This window comes from Salinimicrobium maris, assembly GCF_049680855.1.
Taxonomy (GTDB): Bacteria; Bacteroidota; Bacteroidia; order Flavobacteriales; family Flavobacteriaceae; genus Salinimicrobium.
This window is the reverse complement of sequence record NZ_JBMPGS010000003.1, coordinates 107,461-123,393: the sequence shown is the minus strand read 5'-3', so window position 1 is coordinate 123,393 and position 15,933 is coordinate 107,461. Positions and strand designations below refer to the sequence as shown.

The window sequence follows — 15,933 nt, the reverse complement described above, 5'->3', positions numbered from 1 at the left end:
CTCATTAATTTACAAAAAACTGCGTACAGAAGGCGGTGGTAGTTTTTGAAAAAGGGAAAAATTATGCAATTTTTAATATTCTTTCCTTTTCAGCCTTTAATTCAAATATTGTGGTAGAAAATAAATCATAAGGTATCGTTAATCAAAAAGAAATGTTCGTCGCGATCATTATTTTTACTTGAACCTTTAAATCGAGTATATGAAGACTGCGCAAATCGTCCACAATCCAACTTCGGGTGATGGAGAACACAGCAAAAAAGATATTTTAAAGTTCATCAAGCAAGGAGATTATGAAATTAATTATACTTCTACACATGATCTTTTGTGGGAGAAATTCATGGAAAATGACGCCGATGTCATCTTTTTAGCGGGAGGAGATGGCACCGTTCATAAATTGGCAGCTGTCTTACTCGACCAGAAGGATATTGTAAAATTGCCACCTGTCTATCTATTACCTATGGGGACAGCGAATAATATTGCGAAAACACTGCAGTTGGAGGGCAGGAACCTGAACGGAGACCTACGAATTCCTGAGAAAATAATCAATTTTGACCATGGGCTTATAAAAGGGATTCACGGGATTGAATTTTTTATTGAAAGCGTGGGAATAGGGATTTTTCCGAAGCTTATAAAGGAAATGAAAAATGAGAAGGAGTTGGATGATCCGGAAGAGAAACTGAAACATACCATACACGTCCTTCAAAAAATTGTAGGTGATTTTCAAGCCGAAGAAGCAGAAATAACGATTGACGGAGAAGCTATAAGAGGTTCATATCTAATGGTAGAGGTTATGAACATTAAATACATAGGACCAAATTTAAAAGTTGCACCCCATGCCAAGCCCGAAGATGGACTGCTGGATGTGGTACTTGTGCCTGTAGAAAACAGGGAAAAAATATTGAATTATCTTGAAGATATGGCGAAAGGCAAAGTGGAGGATGCAAAAGTAGACCAGTTTGGAAAGACTTATAAAGCAAAGAAAGTGTCGCTTAAATACAAAGGCGAAAATCTTCATGTGGATGACGATTTCATTGAAGACTTCTCAGGAGAGGAGATACAGCTTGAGACCGCCTCTGGGGGATTGAAATTTTTTTCTGAAAAATAGAATCAATTTTTGAAACTTTAGATTAGCATGGAAGGTTTAGAAAAAAGGATCTAAAAATGTCATTTTTGGATTCTATAAAATTCCCTTCAATTTATTCTTCACCTGCTTAAAACCTGTAACGGTAGCCTAAATTTGCCAGGAGCTGGTTACCTTTTATGGTGCCGGTTAATTCTTCTGTAAGATATCCTGCACTAACCTGAAAAATATGATTTAACCCCAGCGTTTTATTTATTCCGGCATATAAGTAATAAGCTTCAAGGCCAGGATATTGTACCTGCGTATAATCTGTACGTTCATCGGGAGAAATACCGCTTCCCACTCGTGCAAGCAGGTAATTATCGGCATTCCCGAAGTAGTAGCGTAGGTTAAACTGGTAATTCTGAATAACCTGATCAAGACGCTTAGGACCTACAAAAGTGCGGGCGTTGAGGTAAAATTTTCCGCGGTATGCGGTGAGACCAATTATTCCTGAAAAATAGCTCTGCTCTTCAAGTGCAATGAATCTTCCTCCCAATTCTCCTTCAAAAAATTTGGCGAAATTATAAAAGAAAGAAGCACTTCCTCGAAATTCCGGGAACATCTCCCCATTAGAAAATCCCAGGTTAATAAAAGCATAGCTGCGATCATTAAAGACAGGATAGGCTTCCAGCTCATAAAGATTTCCAGAGTTGAATTCCCTGTCGGCGTGATTCACTCTGCCAATAACGGCAGTGCGATTGAAGTTGTGTTGATATTCGACGCTTAAGGTGTGCCAGTTACTATAATTCCTGTAGGCTTCACTGAAGTTAATATAGCTGTAATTGACTCCTATTTCATTAGAAATGGTTCTGTTTAGCACAATCTGTAGAGCATAACGATCTTCTCCGGAAAGATTACTGTTCTTAATAAGCTCCTGCGCAAGCTCTCTGGCTTCAGCTCTTCGATGAGCTTTTAGCAATAACTGCGCACGATTAACTTGCAGGCTAATATCTTCGGGATAAATTTTCTGTATCCTGTTTAGAAAGACTAAAGCATTTTCATGCTTTGAAAATCTGGATATTCGTTGATGTACTAAAGGAAGGACATCCACATACTTCGGAGCTTCTTTCAGAAGAAAATCCAGATCTTCATCGGCGGCTTCAAAGCGTTCCAGGGCCCAAAGATTCCTTACCCGGAGTATTCTTATGTCATGATATTCCGGCGCCAGTTGCAGGCCGCGGTTGGTAAGCTGAAGGCTACGGGTAAAATCCTGGTTTTGATAAGCACGAAGCCCGATTTTATAAATTTCATCTGTATTGGTTTCAGTAATTTCCTGTGAAATCAATGCGCCAGAAAAAGATATCAATAAAATAATGCTGAAAAGGAGCTTTTTCATTGGGGGAAAAATTTGTTCAAAAGTAAAACATAAAAAAAGAATTGTTGCTTTTTAAGTCAAACAACTTAAATTTAAGGATTTACCCTTTGCTAGATCTGATTTTGAAAATAATGTTCTTCAGCCAAATCTTAAAATCAATTACATAAATACTTCTAAATCTTCTTTTTTCTTCAGAATGTCCAGATGGCTCGGAAAATTAATGAATAACGTCATTTTTAATTTCTGGATAATTTAAAGGAAAGACATGCGATTCATATTTCGGATGAGAAAGCTAAGGGGGTAATTTCACATCCTTTAATTTGTTCCTTAAAGGTTTAAAGAGAATGATTGGCAAAAATAGCATTTTTGTAAGTTTTTCTTTAACCCTATGTTAGAGAGGATGGGTGAATAGAAGGAAAAAATGCAGGTTTCCTTTTGAAAATAGCAAATAAGCTGCTTAATTTGCAATTCCAAATTTCGGGATGTGGCGCAGTCCGGTAGCGTATACGTCTGGGGGGCGTAGGGTCGCAGGTTCAAATCCTGTCATCCCGACTAAAAGCGATGTGAAAGCATCGCTTTTTCTTTTTTGAAAAAAAACTATAAACCGTAGTCCGTATGTGATCTGAAGTCTGTTTAAGTCGATTGAATCTTCATTGGAATTAAGCATTTGCAACATCGAAATTTTTATATCGTCTTTATAGAAGAAGAGAAAACTTTTTTTACTATGATCCGAAATGTAATTTTCATCGCCCTTTCACTGATGGTGATGATACTTTCCTATTTAATTCAATCTTTCGAGTTTATTTTAATTGGATTTATTGGTTTATCAATCATTTTCTTAGTCCTCGCTGGATTGATCCATATTTTCAGTAAGGTCAACCCAAAAATACTGAGAATTCCTCTTTTTATCATTGGCATTTGCGCATTAGGTATTGTAGCCTCTCTTTTTCGGCCTTATGATGAAGCTATTCTCAAAACAGGTAATGAGAGCGAAAAATTAGAATACGCTTATGAAACCGATCAAAAAGACAGGATGCAATTGAAGCCTTATATCTTAAATGATCTTCATGAAAGAGATGAAATAAGGCTGAAGCAGGTAAGAAACATCTACAACAGTGCAGAAGAGCTGGAGCCCATAGATAAATTTCACGCCGCTTTTGTCTACCATCACAGCGATAACAGCAATGATTATGAAATTGCTTCCAGCCTCGCTGCTGCAGCTGCAAAAGCGCCACATTTAAAAGATCATTATCAGGTGCAATGGTTGAGTAAAGCGGCTTATGACAGGTGGATGTTATCTATTGGTAAACCGGAGAAATATAATACTCAGAATAAATTTTCAATAGGTGTGGAATAGTTTATTCTGCTGTAAATGGCAATTTGCTTTTCAGAAGAAATGCATTTCAAAATCCCTTTTTTGACACTTTATATTTTCTGTTTTTCCAGGTAAAGCAAAAGCTGAGAAATGTACTGCAGCTTGAAGTGCATTTCAGCCACCAAAAGTTCAAATTCTTTCAGCACCCTCCATTTTTGCAGGGGTCATGTCCCCAATTCATTAAAGAATACCTCCAAGGAGAATCTTTTTTATTTGATGAAGGGCCTTGTGCGGTATGCCGACTTACATAACTATTAACCTTCTTCATATGTTCATAATCTCCCTGAGTTAATTCGTCTTTATTCTTATTTTTGATTTCAATGATCTTTTTGCCAGATTTGTGACCTATGGCTTCACCATCACCGCTGTCCTGTCCTACAGATTTAGACTCTTCTGTTTCCAGCCACTCCTCCAGTTCTTTGGGAGCCATATTTACATTGTCGTAAAATTCATTTCTAAGATTCTTTTCTTCTTCCTTATCCATAGTTTACTTTTTTTCAACCTCACTTTCCAGTTTAAGCACCTTATCCCCATCATCTTGTTTTATATAAAGTGCCTTATCATCTTTTGAACCGTGGCGTGTCACTTCCGAGCCTTTTATTTTACGTGTGGTAGATTCTGAATACGTTTTTTCTACTTCCCCTTCAGCGTATCCTTGTCCCCATTTCCATTTAACCTTATCTCCTTTTTTCATAGCGTTTGATGGATTTCAGTTATAAAATATACCTTCTTAAAATAAGAAAAATTCCTGGAATGCGGAAAAAGAACCTTGTGCTAAGAATCTCCAGTACGTTCAACAGCAGAAAACCTTCGGCGCATTTTATTTCTGAAGTAAACTGAAGAAGGAACTATCGGCCTATCAAAATGAGGGATCTTTTTTCCTTCAGCTGAAATCTGAACAGCAAAAGAGCACTAAAACTTAAACATACCAGTATTGTCAAAGCAAGAGGAATCATACTAGCACCCGTAAATTGACTAATCACGAAAGAGGCGACCGCACCAAGTATCATTTTCAAACTACCCACCAATGCTGAAGCGCGTCCCGCTCTGCGTTCAAACGGGTAAAGTGATAATGCCGTTGTATTCGGATTTTGAAAACCAAGGAGGAATAAAATAGAAAACAACAGGAAGAGTGTAATATAAAAATTGCCTATTGTAGCGGCATTTACGAGGAAGAATAAGGCCAGGACCACCAGTACGACGCTAGAAACAATGGTAATGCGAAAAGTACTATACTTTTTTAAAACCAGGCGGTTGATCTGGCTTCCGGCAATCAATCCGGCGGCATTTATTCCGAAGAGCCAGCCAAACTCTGTTTCAGAAAGATGATAAGTATCCATGAAAAGCACGGGAGCGTTTGAAATATAAGCGAACATTGCGCCTATTGTTAAACTTCCGGCAAGAGAAAAGGTCAAAAATATCTTATTTATAAAGATCCCGGTATATTTTGATAACACCCGGTTTAGTTTGAGCTCCACAGAATGATCTGGAGTGGAGCTTTCCGGAAGGAAAAAGGTGACACTTAAGATCATAAGTGCAGCAAATACGGCAAGAATTAAGAAGATTGCATGCCAGGAGAAATGGGTAATAACTATTCCGCCCACTGTGGGAGCAATTATAGGAGCGCCACCCATAATGAGCATTAAAAAGGAGATTGCACGCGCCACTTCTTCTGAAGGAAAAACATCTCTTACAACCGCTTTTGAAGCCACCATTCCTGCAGATGCTCCTACGGCCAGGAAAAACCGCGAAACAATAAGCCAGTTCAAATCTGGAGAGTAAAAGCAGCTAATTGCCGCCAACACGTAAATAATCAAACCTGTCAATAATGGCTTTTTTCGCCCGTATTTATCCATTATTGGCCCATAAGCCAGTTGGCCGAGTGCAATTCCAATAAAATAACTGGTTAAAGAGAATCCTACCTGACTTTTTGTGATCGAAAAATCCTGAGCGATGTTTTCGAAAGCGGGAAGGTACATATCAATAGAAAAAGGTCCCAAAGCAATGAGTGTCCCAAGGACCAATAAGATTATTCGCTCTTTCCTCTGGTTTCTTCCACTAATCTTTTTTTGCATTGTGCAAATTTCGCACTAACCCTGTTTAAAACCTAAGGCTATTTTTACCTTAACAAATAATTAGGCGAAAAGGTTTGAAAGTAAAATTTTCTGAAGTGTCAAAAAGGGTATTCTCGCACTGCATTCTTCAGGAAAAGTGCTTTTGAGAAAAGTATAATGAAAAACACATTTTTGAATGCTTATGCATATGAAATCATCAACCAAAGTATATAAAATTAAAAAACCTGCCGTTGCCGACAGGTTTTTGAAATTCAGAATGAAAGGCCTTAAAGTTTTACTTCAGAAAGTTCTACTTCTTCTCCCTGCTTGTTAAGCAGTTTCACTTCATCAAAGCCCATTTCTTTGAACTGCTCAAATTGTGTAGCTGCGTCTCCTACAACAAGATAAGCCATTTTGGACTCGTCAAGGTATTTTTGGGCAAGTTCTCTATGCTGCTCAAGAGTCATTGCTCCCACGATTTCTTCTTCTTTCTCGATATAATTTGGGTCGAGATCGTAAGCACTCATTTCCTGTAGCATACCAAGAAGTGATCCCTGAGTTTCAAAACGTCTTGCATTTGATTTTATTAATGCATTCTTGGTGAATTCAAGATCTTCTTCAGTAATTCCTTCCTTGTATTTTGCGATTTCATCACGGAAAATACCTACAGATTCTCCTGTAGTGTTGGTACGAACACTGGAAGAAGCTGTAAAGGTTCCGGGAATTTTAGATCCGCTAAAGCCTGAACGGGCACCGTAAGTGTATCCTTTTTCTTCACGTAAGATCAAATTCACATTTCCTGAGAAAGAACCACCCAGCTTATAGTTCATTACCTCTGCCGGAAAATAATCTTCACTGGTACGCGGTAAGGCAATGTAACCAATGTTGATCACAGATTGTTTCGCATTTGGAATATCGACAAAATATAAAGATGCCTTCTCACGGTCATTGCTCACTTCATATTCAGGAATAGTGACTTCCTTGGCTTCCCAGTTGGATTCAATTCCTTCGAGGGAAGCAAGTGCTTCAGACTGTGAAACAGCGCCTACTACGTGAAAAGTACTTACAGTAGGAGAGAAGTATTTATTATAATATCCTTTAAGATCTTCTATGGTAATAGCTTCTACAGATTCTACAGTTCCTGAAGTAGGATGTGCAAAAGGATGATCTTCACCATAAAGAATTTTATTGTAAACCTGGTTTGCAATCACGTTAGGATTGGCCTGGTTTCTTTGAATTCTGTTGATCGTACTTGTTTTGATTCGCGCAAATTCTTCTTCGTCCCAACGCGGTTGAAGCAGGATTTCCTGTACCAGTTCCATTGTTTCGTCAAAATTACGTTTTAAGGTGTTTCCGCGGATGATAATAGACTCATCTGTAGTGTACATATTAATGTTAGCACCCAAAAGGTCAATGGCTTCTTCCAGTTCTGCCGGAGTTTTGTTGGCGGTTCCTTCCATCAGGATATCTGTCATGAGGTTAGCAACACCATTTTTGCTTAGATCATCAAGTAGATGTCCTCCTTCCAGTACAAGGCTAAAATTCACAAGTGGTAATTCGTTTTGCTCAATACCGTAAACTTCAAGTTCGTTATCAAGCTCTACGGTCCAGGAGCTTGGCACGTTTAAACTTGGTGTTTCACCCATTTCGGGCTGTATGGAGCGATCGAATTTTGAAGGAGTTTTTTGAATTTCCTGCTCTGTTTCTACCACTTTGGTTTCAACATTTTCAGTGATTTCTTCCTCAACTACTTCTGCTTTTTCAGAATTTTCAGCAATAAGTTCCACTTCGCCTTTTGGTACAAAGCTGGTAAGGACAAATGGTTTTCCTTTGATATAGGTTTCATACACTCGCTGCACATCTTCTTTGGTGACCGCCTTGATGTTTTCAATATCTTCTTCGATATAACCGGGATCACCAGTAAAAACATCATACTGGGCCAACTGGAATGATTTTCCAAGAACACTGCTTATACCATTGTAGAAATCTGTTTCAAGTCCGGCTTTAATACGTTCAATATCACGATCAGTCACTCCTTCTTCTTCAAAAAGAGCAAAAGCTTCCTGGATTCCTGCCTCTACGCTGTCGAGATCTACTCCAGCATTTGCTGTAACCGAAATTTGGAATTTACCTGCAATTTGGCTTGCATTATTGTATGCGTAAGGTTGAGAAGTAAGTTCTCGTTGTTTTACGAGTACTTCGTAAAGCGGAGCTTCTTTTCCGTCGGAAAGAACTTCTCCCAGGAAATTAAGGGCATATGCATCTTTAGTGTACTGTTCTACTGCCGGCCACACCATATTTAATTGTGGTGCGGTGGCAAAGTTATCTTCGTGATAAAGCCGCTTCGTTTTATCAAGAGTAATGTTTTTTACTTCAAGAGGTGCTACTTCCTGACGTTCTTTAATCTCTCCAAAATATTTTTCAACCAGTTGCTTTGTTTCAGCTTTTTCAAAATCTCCTGCAATGACCAGTGTAGCATTATTCGGTCCGTAGAATTTATCATAAAATTCTTTTACATCTTCTACCGTGGCATTTTGAAGATCTTCAAGCTCTCCAATCACCTGCCAGCTATAAGGATGCCCATCGGGATAAAGGTTTTTATCAATTACCCAGCTCGTATGGCCGTAAGGATTATTGTCTACGCGCTGTCGCTTTTCATTTTGTACGACTTCCTGTTGATTAGCAAAAGCACTTTCGGTTACTGTATTGATGAGGTAGCCCATTCGATCTGACTCCAGCCACATCACCATTTCTAATGCATTCTTTGGAACTACTTCGTAATAAACCGTTCCATCCTGCCAGGTTCCTCCATTCAAAGTCCCGCCGGCATCCTGAATTTTCTTAAAAAACTGGTCCTGAGGTACGTTTTCAGACTCCTGGAAAAGCATGTGTTCAAACAGGTGAGCGAATCCTGTGCGACCTTTTTTTTCACGGTTGGATCCCACACCGTATTGAATGGCGACAGAAACTATAGGATCTGAAGTATCCTGGTGAAGCACTACATTGAGCCCGTTGTCAAGCTCATATTTTTCAAATTCAATTGATAAACCGGGATCTACGTCGGCGTTGGTTTCTTCTCCCTTTAGTTTATCACAGGAAACAAAGGCGAGAAGAACGAGCGGTAGCATAAATGCTAACGGTCTAAATCTAATGTTCGTCATTGGTAATAAGTTTAATTATAAGATGTGTTAAATATATGCCAATTTGACTGACCTTCAGGGGATTTGTTACAAAAAATTATGAAAAGATGTTTTTTTTTAGTTCGGAAACTTGCTGCAGGTGGTTTCGCTCTATTAGAGATAGTATTTAAAAATGCTGCTTAACAGGTAGGAGAGGGCTCGGGATTTAAAACAACGAATCTATTGTTCAATGAGAGTTGTAAAAAATATTATCATCCAGCTCTGTATTACCGCGCCAAAGAAAATAGACGATGGCAGAGAAAAGTGGAACTGCTAATATTAAAAAAATAAGCAAGAATTTGTGGCTCGTCTTCAATATATGGTTATGAAAAATGTCATAACACGCCCAGATGGTAAGAATCAAGTAAAGAATCAAAAAAATAATAACCGTTGTTTCAAGTAAATCCATAGGGCTGAAATATTTAAGTAAGGTTATTGTTGTTAAATGCCAAGTTTTAGGCGCATTCAATTTTATGAAAAAAAAATACCAACGCCTAAAATTTACCCGTACAATAATTACGGGTTTTTTTTAATTTCAGAATCGAACATTTTGAAATGTTAAAGTTGTAGAAAGAGGAAAAACCCGTAAAAATGCTACGGTATTATTTCAGGTGGAATGGAAATAGTGGATTAATTTCAAAACATATTAATCCCAAATCTATTTATTATGAAATGTTACAAACTCTTTTTACTCTTTTGTGCGACGGCCATTTTTTTAACTTCTTGTGAAAAGGAAGAAATGGCTTCGGAAGAAGCGGCTGTGGAACTGGAGCACTTAGATAAGGTCTCCAAAGAAACCCTGGAACTTATTTCTTCGTTGCATTTTAACAGCAACGATGTACAAAAGATTGACTTCTTATTACCTGATGGTTCCACGGAAAAGAACCTGTTGATTGAGGGTGATATTATTATAACTCCCCAACAGCTGGAACGTATGAGCGGCTCCAACATTACCGAAAAGCAGTACAGAACATATAATCTCGTAAATCAAGGTACTGTGAATGTGATAGGTTTCACTGGAGGTGGGGGCCAGGGCTTAACATCCAAACAAAGAACGGCACTGCAAAGAGCCATTAATAATTATAATGCATTAAATATTGGGTTGAACTTTACTCTTTCTTTTGGGACAAATTACAGTCCATACGATATTGTGGTTTATCAAAATCCAAATGGCCAGGCTGGTGGTGTTGCGGGGTTCCCAAGTAATGGAGATCCTTATAAATACGTTCAAATTTTTTCTGGTATGAATAATTACAGCACTGCTACCAATGAACATGTTATGACCCATGAAATAGGTCATGCTGTAGGACTTAGGCATACAGACTGGTCTACACGCCAAAGTTGTGGACAAAGTGGTGAAAGTGCAGGGTATGATGGTGCAGTGCACATTCCTGGAACACCTACAGGATACGATCCTGACTCTGTAATGCTGGCATGTTTTAGTGCAAGTGAAGATGGAAATTTTGGATACTATGATAGAGTTGCTTTAGAATACCTCTACTAAAACGCCTACTTGAACTGGTGAAAGGATGTCTTCTGGAGAAGACATCCTTTTTTAATTTATACTTCCTAAAAAAAGTTCAAACCCGTAAATATTGTACGGGAAAATTTCAGGTGGTATGAAGGTCAATGGCTAGTTTTGCTATAGAATATTGAAACAAGGAATAGGAAATTTGCGAATTGTTTATGTAGGGGTACAGTTTATAAATTCGTTTTTAATAATCTGTTTCAATTCATTCTTTATTTAATTAGCAGTTTAAAAGGGCGCTCCATAAGTGCCCTTTTAAAACTACAAGAAGGAGGAATTATTTGGCATTATAGAGATTTCTTTTCAACCCTAATGCGGCTCTCTCGGCCTTGCCAAATCACGGTTCAATTTATTCTTTGAGCTGCAAAAAGATTCTCCTGTTTAAGTTGTAACCACTAAAACCCAATATTATGAAAACCTTCTCAAAAATCTTTTTATGTACTTTTGCTGTGGCATCGTTTATCTCTTGTGAACCCGAAGAACTTCCGCAGGATGAGATTTTGGAAAGCACCATTGAGGTTCCTACACAACCTGTAGGGGACACTGGTGGTAATGAAGGAGATGTTTACGATAAAAGAGGAAAGGACGATTAATCGCTAATTTCTATAAAATTCTGAATAAAAACCTCATTTTTGAGGTTTTTATTGTTTATTACTAATCTAAAAATAAGCCCATAAGAACTTTAGTTTACTTCATTTTTCTGGTAATTTTTGTTGCTGGTTGTTCTAAACAAGAGAATCAGGTTGGAAATATCGGCGAAAATAATTATTCTTCATTAAAGGATGATTTCTTTAAAAGGGGAGCGAATCAGGATTCACTAAAGAAAGTAATCCTGAACCTTCCAAATGATTCTCTAAAGACCGAACTACTTTCTACTTTCTCTTATCATTATTACGATCAAAAAGATTCTTTACAATTCCGGTTTTGGAATAAAAAAGCCAGAACATTGGCAATAGAGTTAAAGGATTCTTCAAATCTAGCATCTTCATATTGGGACCTTGGCAGCTTTTATGTAGATAACGAAATGGTTGACAGTGCTTATTTTCACTATAATAAAGCATCTGTTTTATATTCGAAAATAGGGAAGGATTTTAATTCTGCACGAATGCTGCTTAATATGGCCATTCTTCAAAAGAATGTGAAGGATTATACCGGCAGTGAAACCACAACGGCAAAAGCTATTGAAATCATAAAGCCTCTGGGTGAGCACCGGCAGTTGTATATTGGATACAACAACCTGGGGATCTTATTCAATCAATTGGGAGAATATGACAAAGCTTTGCTGTATCACAAGAAGGCTATGGAAAGCGCTCAGGATCTGTCAGATCCAATTCTGCAGGCAAATACGCTGAATAATTTAGGGGTAGTATACGAGAATGATGGCAAATATGACAAAGCCATTGAAATTTATAGACAAGCTTTGGCTGTTGACAGTCTTTTTCAGAAGCAAACCAGGCTATATGCCATGCTTCACGACAACCTTGCCTATTCCCAAATGAAAGCTAATCCACAAAAGGAAGTGGAACCGCTGTTTATGTATGCTTTAAACATTAGGGATAGCATTCACCACCAGGCGGGTATAGTGATTAATAAACTGCATCTAAGTGAATATTACTTGGATCGGCGTGATACTGCAAAGGCTATTAAATTTGCTTCGGAAGCAAAAAAACTGGCCAGGGAAACCAGGAATTTCAGAGATTTACTGGAATCTATGTTGTTGCTTTCAGAAATGGATACGCTGCGATCCAATCAATATTTAAGCGACTATATTCAAATCAATGACAGCCTGCAAAGGGAGGAGCGAGCAATTAGAAACAAATTTGCCAGGATACGCTTTGAAACCGATGAATTTATTGCTCGTAATGAATATCTCAATAAGGAGATGAAGTTTATCTATGCAGGATCTGTCGCAGTCCTGGGAGTGATCCTTCTGGTTTTTGTAAATGTTTATCAACGCAACAGGAATAAACAACTTAAACTGGAACAGGATCAACAAATATCAAATGAAGAAATTTACAACCTGCTCCTGGTACAACAAAATAAACTGGAGGAAGGGCGACATCGCGAAAAAAACAGGATTTCCAAAGAACTTCATGATGGTATTCTTGGAAAATTGTTTGGGGTAAGATTTATGCTGGAAAGTCTGCACGACAAGACAGACAGGCAGTCTATTGAAGCCAAGAAGAAATATATCAATGATCTTCGAATGATCGAAGAGGAGGTAAGAAATATTTCTCATGACCTGGAATCTGATTTCTTTACTCAAAAGGAAAGTTTTCTTGAAATTTTGTCAGATTATTTGAACAACCAACAAAAAGCAGGGCATTTTGAACTGGATTTTAGAAATGATGAGAACATTGAATGGGATAAATTAAGCAGTAAAATTAAGATCAATTTGTTCAGAATTGTACAGGAAGCTGTAAATAATGTCATTAAATATGCCGGGGCCGATCAAATTTTCCTAAGTTTTCAGAAGAGAAAGGATAGCCTGGAAATGAAGATTCAGGATAATGGAAAAGGCTTCGATATTACCAGGAATACCAGAGGAATTGGTATTAAAAATATGAAATCCAGAGTTAAAAACCTGAAAGGTGCCTGGAAGATTTCTTCAGGCAGTGAGGGAACAACTATTACTGTAAATGTACCTTTGAAATAAACTATGAACATACAAAAAGAACTTAAAATTTTAATGATCGATGACCATCCAATTATCATTGAAGGCTATAAAAAAGTACTTCTTGATAACAGGTCTAATGATTTGAAACTCCAGGTGGATACCGCCAATACATGCGATGAAGCCGATGCTTTAATTGAGAAATCATTAAAAACCACAACTTACGATCTTGTTTTTCTTGATATTGGGCTGCCGCCATCTTCCAACAGGAAGCTTTCTTCTGGTGAGGATTTGGGAAAAAAGATCAGAGAAGTTTCTTCGGAAACAAAATTGATTGTTCTAACAATGTTTGTGGAAAATATTAGGCTGCTCTCCATTCTTAAAAGCCTTAAACCAGAAGCTTTTATGATTAAAAGTGATGTAACGGCGACCGAATTTCTTTTTGCTTTTGACAGTGTTCTTGAGGGGCAAACCTACAGCAGCCAGACTGTGCAGGATCTCATGCGCAAACAAATCCTGCATGATTTTCATGTGGATAAAATAGATCGCGACATCCTGTACCATCTTTCTCGCGGAGTAAAAACCAAGGAAATTCCTAAACTAATGCCGGTTTCTCTTGCAGCAATAGAGAAGAGGAAGAAAATAATGCGAGAAGCTTTTAAGGCTGAAGATCTTCGTGACATCACCCTAATAAACAAAGCACGGGAACTTGGTTTTCTTTAAAATGCGTTTTTATGCAGGTTTTTACTGAAGCATTCTTTCAGTTATAAAATTCTCCCGGCCAAAATAGCTGCTGTGCGCAGAACCTAAATTAAGAACGATTGTGAAAAGTCCGGTGAAAACGTAAAGAAGCTGCATCGAGGGTGCCGCATAATAATTGTGGAAGAAATAAGTCATGGCAATTACCAGTATGAATGTAAGGTAAAAAGAGGGCCAGGTATCATTTTTAAATCCGGCTTTTTCCAGGAACCTTCCAAAAATCGATTTTCTTTTGTCCTGGGTGCCTTTAAACCGATAATATGAAATGTAAGAATTTAAAAATTTTGCGGCAATGATGTCTATTGAAATGAGGGTAAGGATTATTTCCATCTAATGAACAGATTTGGTGGGGCTTAAATTCTGGGGGCTAAATTAAACCTTTATTTTTAAATAATCAATTAATAGTTGATTTTCAGGTGGTTGATAAAATGATCAAGGTTGAAGGAGCTTCAAAAATGGCATTTTAGGAAGCTATTTCTTTACAATATTATTTTACAGGAAAGTCAAAATAAGTTTCAGGATAAGGTTCATTTCGCAGGGAATAATGCCACCATTCTTCCTGTAGAGCTCTAAAACCAGCAGCTTCCATGGCATTTTTGAGTAGAAGGCGGTTCTTTTGCTGCTTAGCGGAAATTTCCGGGCTTCCGTGGTGAGAAACAGGTCCGAAGAAATCATATGGGCTGCCCATATCCAGTTCTTTACCGGTGCTTTTGTCAAGAAGAGTAAGGTCTATTGTGCTTCCCCGGCTGTGACCGCTCCTGGAAGCAATATAATTGAGGCTGAAGAGGTTTTTCTTATCAATTTCAGGGTAAAATTTCCTTTTTGTAAGGGTGTCTGCGGGATTTCTCGCCCATTCCACAAAACTGTCTACAGCCTGCTGCGGACGGTAAGCATCGAAGATCTTCAGAAGAAATCCTTTTTCATTTAAATTTTGGGAGACCTTCTGCAAGGCTGCTGCAGCTTCAGAAGTAAGAAGGGCTGTCGCATTTTCATACCCGGGAATGGGTTTTCCTGTGAAATTATTACTTCCGCAGTAGCGAATCTCATATTGGACATTTGGTACCATTTCATGCACATATACAAATCCTTCAGGTGGGTATTTCTCTGATGCGTTTTGCGGGAATAAAACGAATGGTAACAGAAAGAACAATGGAAACGGCATTTTCGAAGGGTTTATCATAACATCAGGGTATAAAAGGCATGAAAAAATCTCATTTTTGACAAGTTAGTTATTTTAGGAATGCTTTTCCAAGAATTTTCTTAGCCTTGATTTATCAAAAAAAGCAATGATTGCCTACTTTTGAAAATCCTTATATTCATTGTCGTGAGCAGTAAAACTCCCAAGACATATTCTCCTTTAGAAGAAAAGCTCAATGTCATTTCTCATGCTTTTGGTCTTGGGCTAAGTGTGCTTGGTTTCATTTTGCTGGTTTGGCGGGCCAGCCGTTTGGGAGAAACCGTTCACCTGGTAAGTTCCAGTATTTTTGGAGGATGTATGATTCTACTGTACGCAGCTTCGACTTTTTACCACAATACTAAGACGCCGCGGTTGAGGTACAAACTGAAGATCCTTGATCATGCCTCCATTTATTTCCTAATTGCGGGAACATACACGCCATTTGCTCTGGTCACATTGAAAGGTACAATAGGCTGGATCATTTTTGGGGTGGTTTGGGCCATGGCAATGGCAGGAGCCGTTTTAAAACTGTTTTTCACCGGCAGATTCCAGACAGTGTCTACCGTGATGTACGTGGTGATGGGCTGGATCATTGTCTTTGCCGTAAAACCTCTTATTGATAATTTTTCTTATGAAGGCCTGTTGTGGTTAATGAGCGGCGGAATTTCCTATACGATTGGGGCAGTGATCTTCAGCCTAGATCGCATAAACTTCAATCACGCCATATTTCATGTGTTCGTTCTCCTTGGTACCTTTTGTCATTTCATATCAATATACTTCTATGTTTTGCCATAGAAGAAAGACAAAAA

The 15,933-nt window shown here is 38.2% G+C and carries 14 protein-coding genes and 1 tRNA gene; 8 read left to right on the top strand and 7 right to left on the bottom strand.

Annotation, left to right across the window (positions count from 1 at the left end):
- The first annotated feature begins 199 nt into the window (after positions 1–199).
- A complete protein-coding gene (locus ACOV1Q_RS10965) occupies positions 200–1,105 on the top strand; it encodes a diacylglycerol/lipid kinase family protein (RefSeq protein WP_424494439.1) in 906 nt (301 codons plus the stop codon).
- A 106-nt stretch (positions 1,106–1,211) separates the two neighbouring features.
- Here ACOV1Q_RS10965 and ACOV1Q_RS10960 read toward each other — a convergent pair whose 3' ends face one another.
- On the bottom strand, positions 1,212–2,459 hold the full coding sequence (locus tag ACOV1Q_RS10960; protein WP_424494438.1) for a YaiO family outer membrane beta-barrel protein: 1,248 nt from the start codon (positions 2,457–2,459) through the stop codon (positions 1,212–1,214).
- 457 nt (positions 2,460–2,916) lie between these two features.
- Between ACOV1Q_RS10960 and ACOV1Q_RS10955 the strand changes: the two genes are divergently transcribed.
- Together ACOV1Q_RS10955 and ACOV1Q_RS10950 are read left to right on the top strand one after the other, a co-directional pair.
- Positions 2,917–2,990 (top strand) — tRNA-Pro (locus ACOV1Q_RS10955).
- A 172-nt stretch (positions 2,991–3,162) separates the two neighbouring features.
- Positions 3,163–3,795 carry a sulfite exporter TauE/SafE family protein gene (locus tag ACOV1Q_RS10950; protein ID WP_424494437.1) on the top strand — a complete coding sequence of 211 codons (633 nt, stop codon included), beginning with the start codon at positions 3,163–3,165 and terminating at the stop codon, positions 3,793–3,795.
- Positions 3,796–3,952: 157 nt separating this feature from the next.
- Here the strand turns inward: ACOV1Q_RS10950 and ACOV1Q_RS10945 are convergent, their stop codons facing one another.
- From ACOV1Q_RS10945 to ACOV1Q_RS10930, 4 genes are all read right to left on the bottom strand, one after another.
- Entirely contained in the window at positions 3,953–4,297 is a 345-nt protein-coding gene (locus tag ACOV1Q_RS10945) for a DUF3140 domain-containing protein (RefSeq protein WP_424494436.1), read from the bottom strand.
- Between the two features lie 3 nt (positions 4,298–4,300).
- Positions 4,301–4,507, bottom strand: coding sequence for a hypervirulence associated TUDOR domain-containing protein (locus ACOV1Q_RS10940; RefSeq protein WP_424494435.1), 207 nt, complete (start codon positions 4,505–4,507; stop codon positions 4,301–4,303).
- A 154-nt stretch (positions 4,508–4,661) separates the two neighbouring features.
- Positions 4,662–5,888, bottom strand: a complete 1,227-nt coding sequence (locus tag ACOV1Q_RS10935) for a multidrug effflux MFS transporter (protein ID WP_424494434.1) — start codon at positions 5,886–5,888, stop codon at positions 4,662–4,664.
- Positions 5,889–6,154: 266 nt separating this feature from the next.
- A complete protein-coding gene (locus tag ACOV1Q_RS10930) occupies positions 6,155–9,028 on the bottom strand; it encodes a M16 family metallopeptidase (protein WP_424494433.1) in 2,874 nt (957 codons plus the stop codon).
- 685 nt (positions 9,029–9,713) lie between these two features.
- On the opposite strand from ACOV1Q_RS10930, the gene ACOV1Q_RS10925 reads away from it, so the two are divergent.
- From ACOV1Q_RS10925 to ACOV1Q_RS10910, 4 genes are all read left to right on the top strand, one after another.
- Complete coding sequence (locus tag ACOV1Q_RS10925) at positions 9,714–10,550, top strand: M57 family metalloprotease (protein WP_424494432.1); 837 nt, start codon at positions 9,714–9,716, stop codon at positions 10,548–10,550.
- Positions 10,551–10,984: 434 nt separating this feature from the next.
- A complete protein-coding gene (locus tag ACOV1Q_RS10920; protein WP_424494431.1) occupies positions 10,985–11,167 on the top strand; it encodes a hypothetical protein in 183 nt (60 codons plus the stop codon).
- 353 nt (positions 11,168–11,520) lie between these two features.
- Positions 11,521–13,230 carry a tetratricopeptide repeat-containing sensor histidine kinase gene (locus ACOV1Q_RS10915; RefSeq protein ID WP_424494430.1) on the top strand — a complete coding sequence of 570 codons (1,710 nt, stop codon included), beginning with the start codon at positions 11,521–11,523 and terminating at the stop codon, positions 13,228–13,230.
- A gap of 3 nt (positions 13,231–13,233) precedes the next feature.
- Complete coding sequence (locus tag ACOV1Q_RS10910) at positions 13,234–13,911, top strand: response regulator (RefSeq protein WP_424494429.1); 678 nt, start codon at positions 13,234–13,236, stop codon at positions 13,909–13,911.
- A 21-nt stretch (positions 13,912–13,932) separates the two neighbouring features.
- Here the strand turns inward: ACOV1Q_RS10910 and ACOV1Q_RS10905 are convergent, their stop codons facing one another.
- Both ACOV1Q_RS10905 and ACOV1Q_RS10900 read right to left on the bottom strand, forming a co-directional pair.
- Positions 13,933–14,277: a hypothetical protein gene (locus tag ACOV1Q_RS10905; protein ID WP_424494428.1), complete on the bottom strand. Its 345-nt coding sequence runs from the start codon at positions 14,275–14,277 to the stop codon at positions 13,933–13,935.
- 157 nt (positions 14,278–14,434) lie between these two features.
- On the bottom strand, positions 14,435–15,109 hold the full coding sequence (locus ACOV1Q_RS10900; protein ID WP_424494427.1) for a M15 family metallopeptidase: 675 nt from the start codon (positions 15,107–15,109) through the stop codon (positions 14,435–14,437).
- Between the two features lie 138 nt (positions 15,110–15,247).
- On the opposite strand from ACOV1Q_RS10900, the gene trhA reads away from it, so the two are divergent.
- On the top strand, positions 15,248–15,919 hold the full coding sequence (trhA, locus tag ACOV1Q_RS10895; protein WP_424494426.1) for a PAQR family membrane homeostasis protein TrhA: 672 nt from the start codon (positions 15,248–15,250) through the stop codon (positions 15,917–15,919).
- Positions 15,920–15,933 lie beyond the last annotated feature (14 nt).

What these genes read in the sequence shown, in the direction of transcription:
- ACOV1Q_RS10910 (WP_424494429.1), top strand. Translation starts at nt 13,234, where the DNA reads ATGAACATACAAAAAGAACTTAAAATTTTAATGATCGATGACCATCCA.
- ACOV1Q_RS10905 (WP_424494428.1), bottom strand. Translation starts at nt 14,277, where the DNA reads ATGGAAATAATCCTTACCCTCATTTCAATAGACATCATTGCCGCAAAA.
- ACOV1Q_RS10930 (WP_424494433.1), bottom strand. Translation starts at nt 9,028, where the DNA reads ATGACGAACATTAGATTTAGACCGTTAGCATTTATGCTACCGCTCGTT.
- ACOV1Q_RS10960 (WP_424494438.1), bottom strand. Translation starts at nt 2,459, where the DNA reads ATGAAAAAGCTCCTTTTCAGCATTATTTTATTGATATCTTTTTCTGGC.
- ACOV1Q_RS10900 (WP_424494427.1), bottom strand. Translation starts at nt 15,109, where the DNA reads ATGCCGTTTCCATTGTTCTTTCTGTTACCATTCGTTTTATTCCCGCAA.
- ACOV1Q_RS10965 (WP_424494439.1), top strand. Translation starts at nt 200, where the DNA reads ATGAAGACTGCGCAAATCGTCCACAATCCAACTTCGGGTGATGGAGAA.
- ACOV1Q_RS10945 (WP_424494436.1), bottom strand. Translation starts at nt 4,297, where the DNA reads ATGGATAAGGAAGAAGAAAAGAATCTTAGAAATGAATTTTACGACAAT.
- ACOV1Q_RS10940 (WP_424494435.1), bottom strand. Translation starts at nt 4,507, where the DNA reads ATGAAAAAAGGAGATAAGGTTAAATGGAAATGGGGACAAGGATACGCT.
- ACOV1Q_RS10950 (WP_424494437.1), top strand. Translation starts at nt 3,163, where the DNA reads ATGATCCGAAATGTAATTTTCATCGCCCTTTCACTGATGGTGATGATA.
- ACOV1Q_RS10925 (WP_424494432.1), top strand. Translation starts at nt 9,714, where the DNA reads ATGAAATGTTACAAACTCTTTTTACTCTTTTGTGCGACGGCCATTTTT.
- ACOV1Q_RS10935 (WP_424494434.1), bottom strand. Translation starts at nt 5,888, where the DNA reads ATGCAAAAAAAGATTAGTGGAAGAAACCAGAGGAAAGAGCGAATAATC.
- ACOV1Q_RS10920 (WP_424494431.1), top strand. Translation starts at nt 10,985, where the DNA reads ATGAAAACCTTCTCAAAAATCTTTTTATGTACTTTTGCTGTGGCATCG.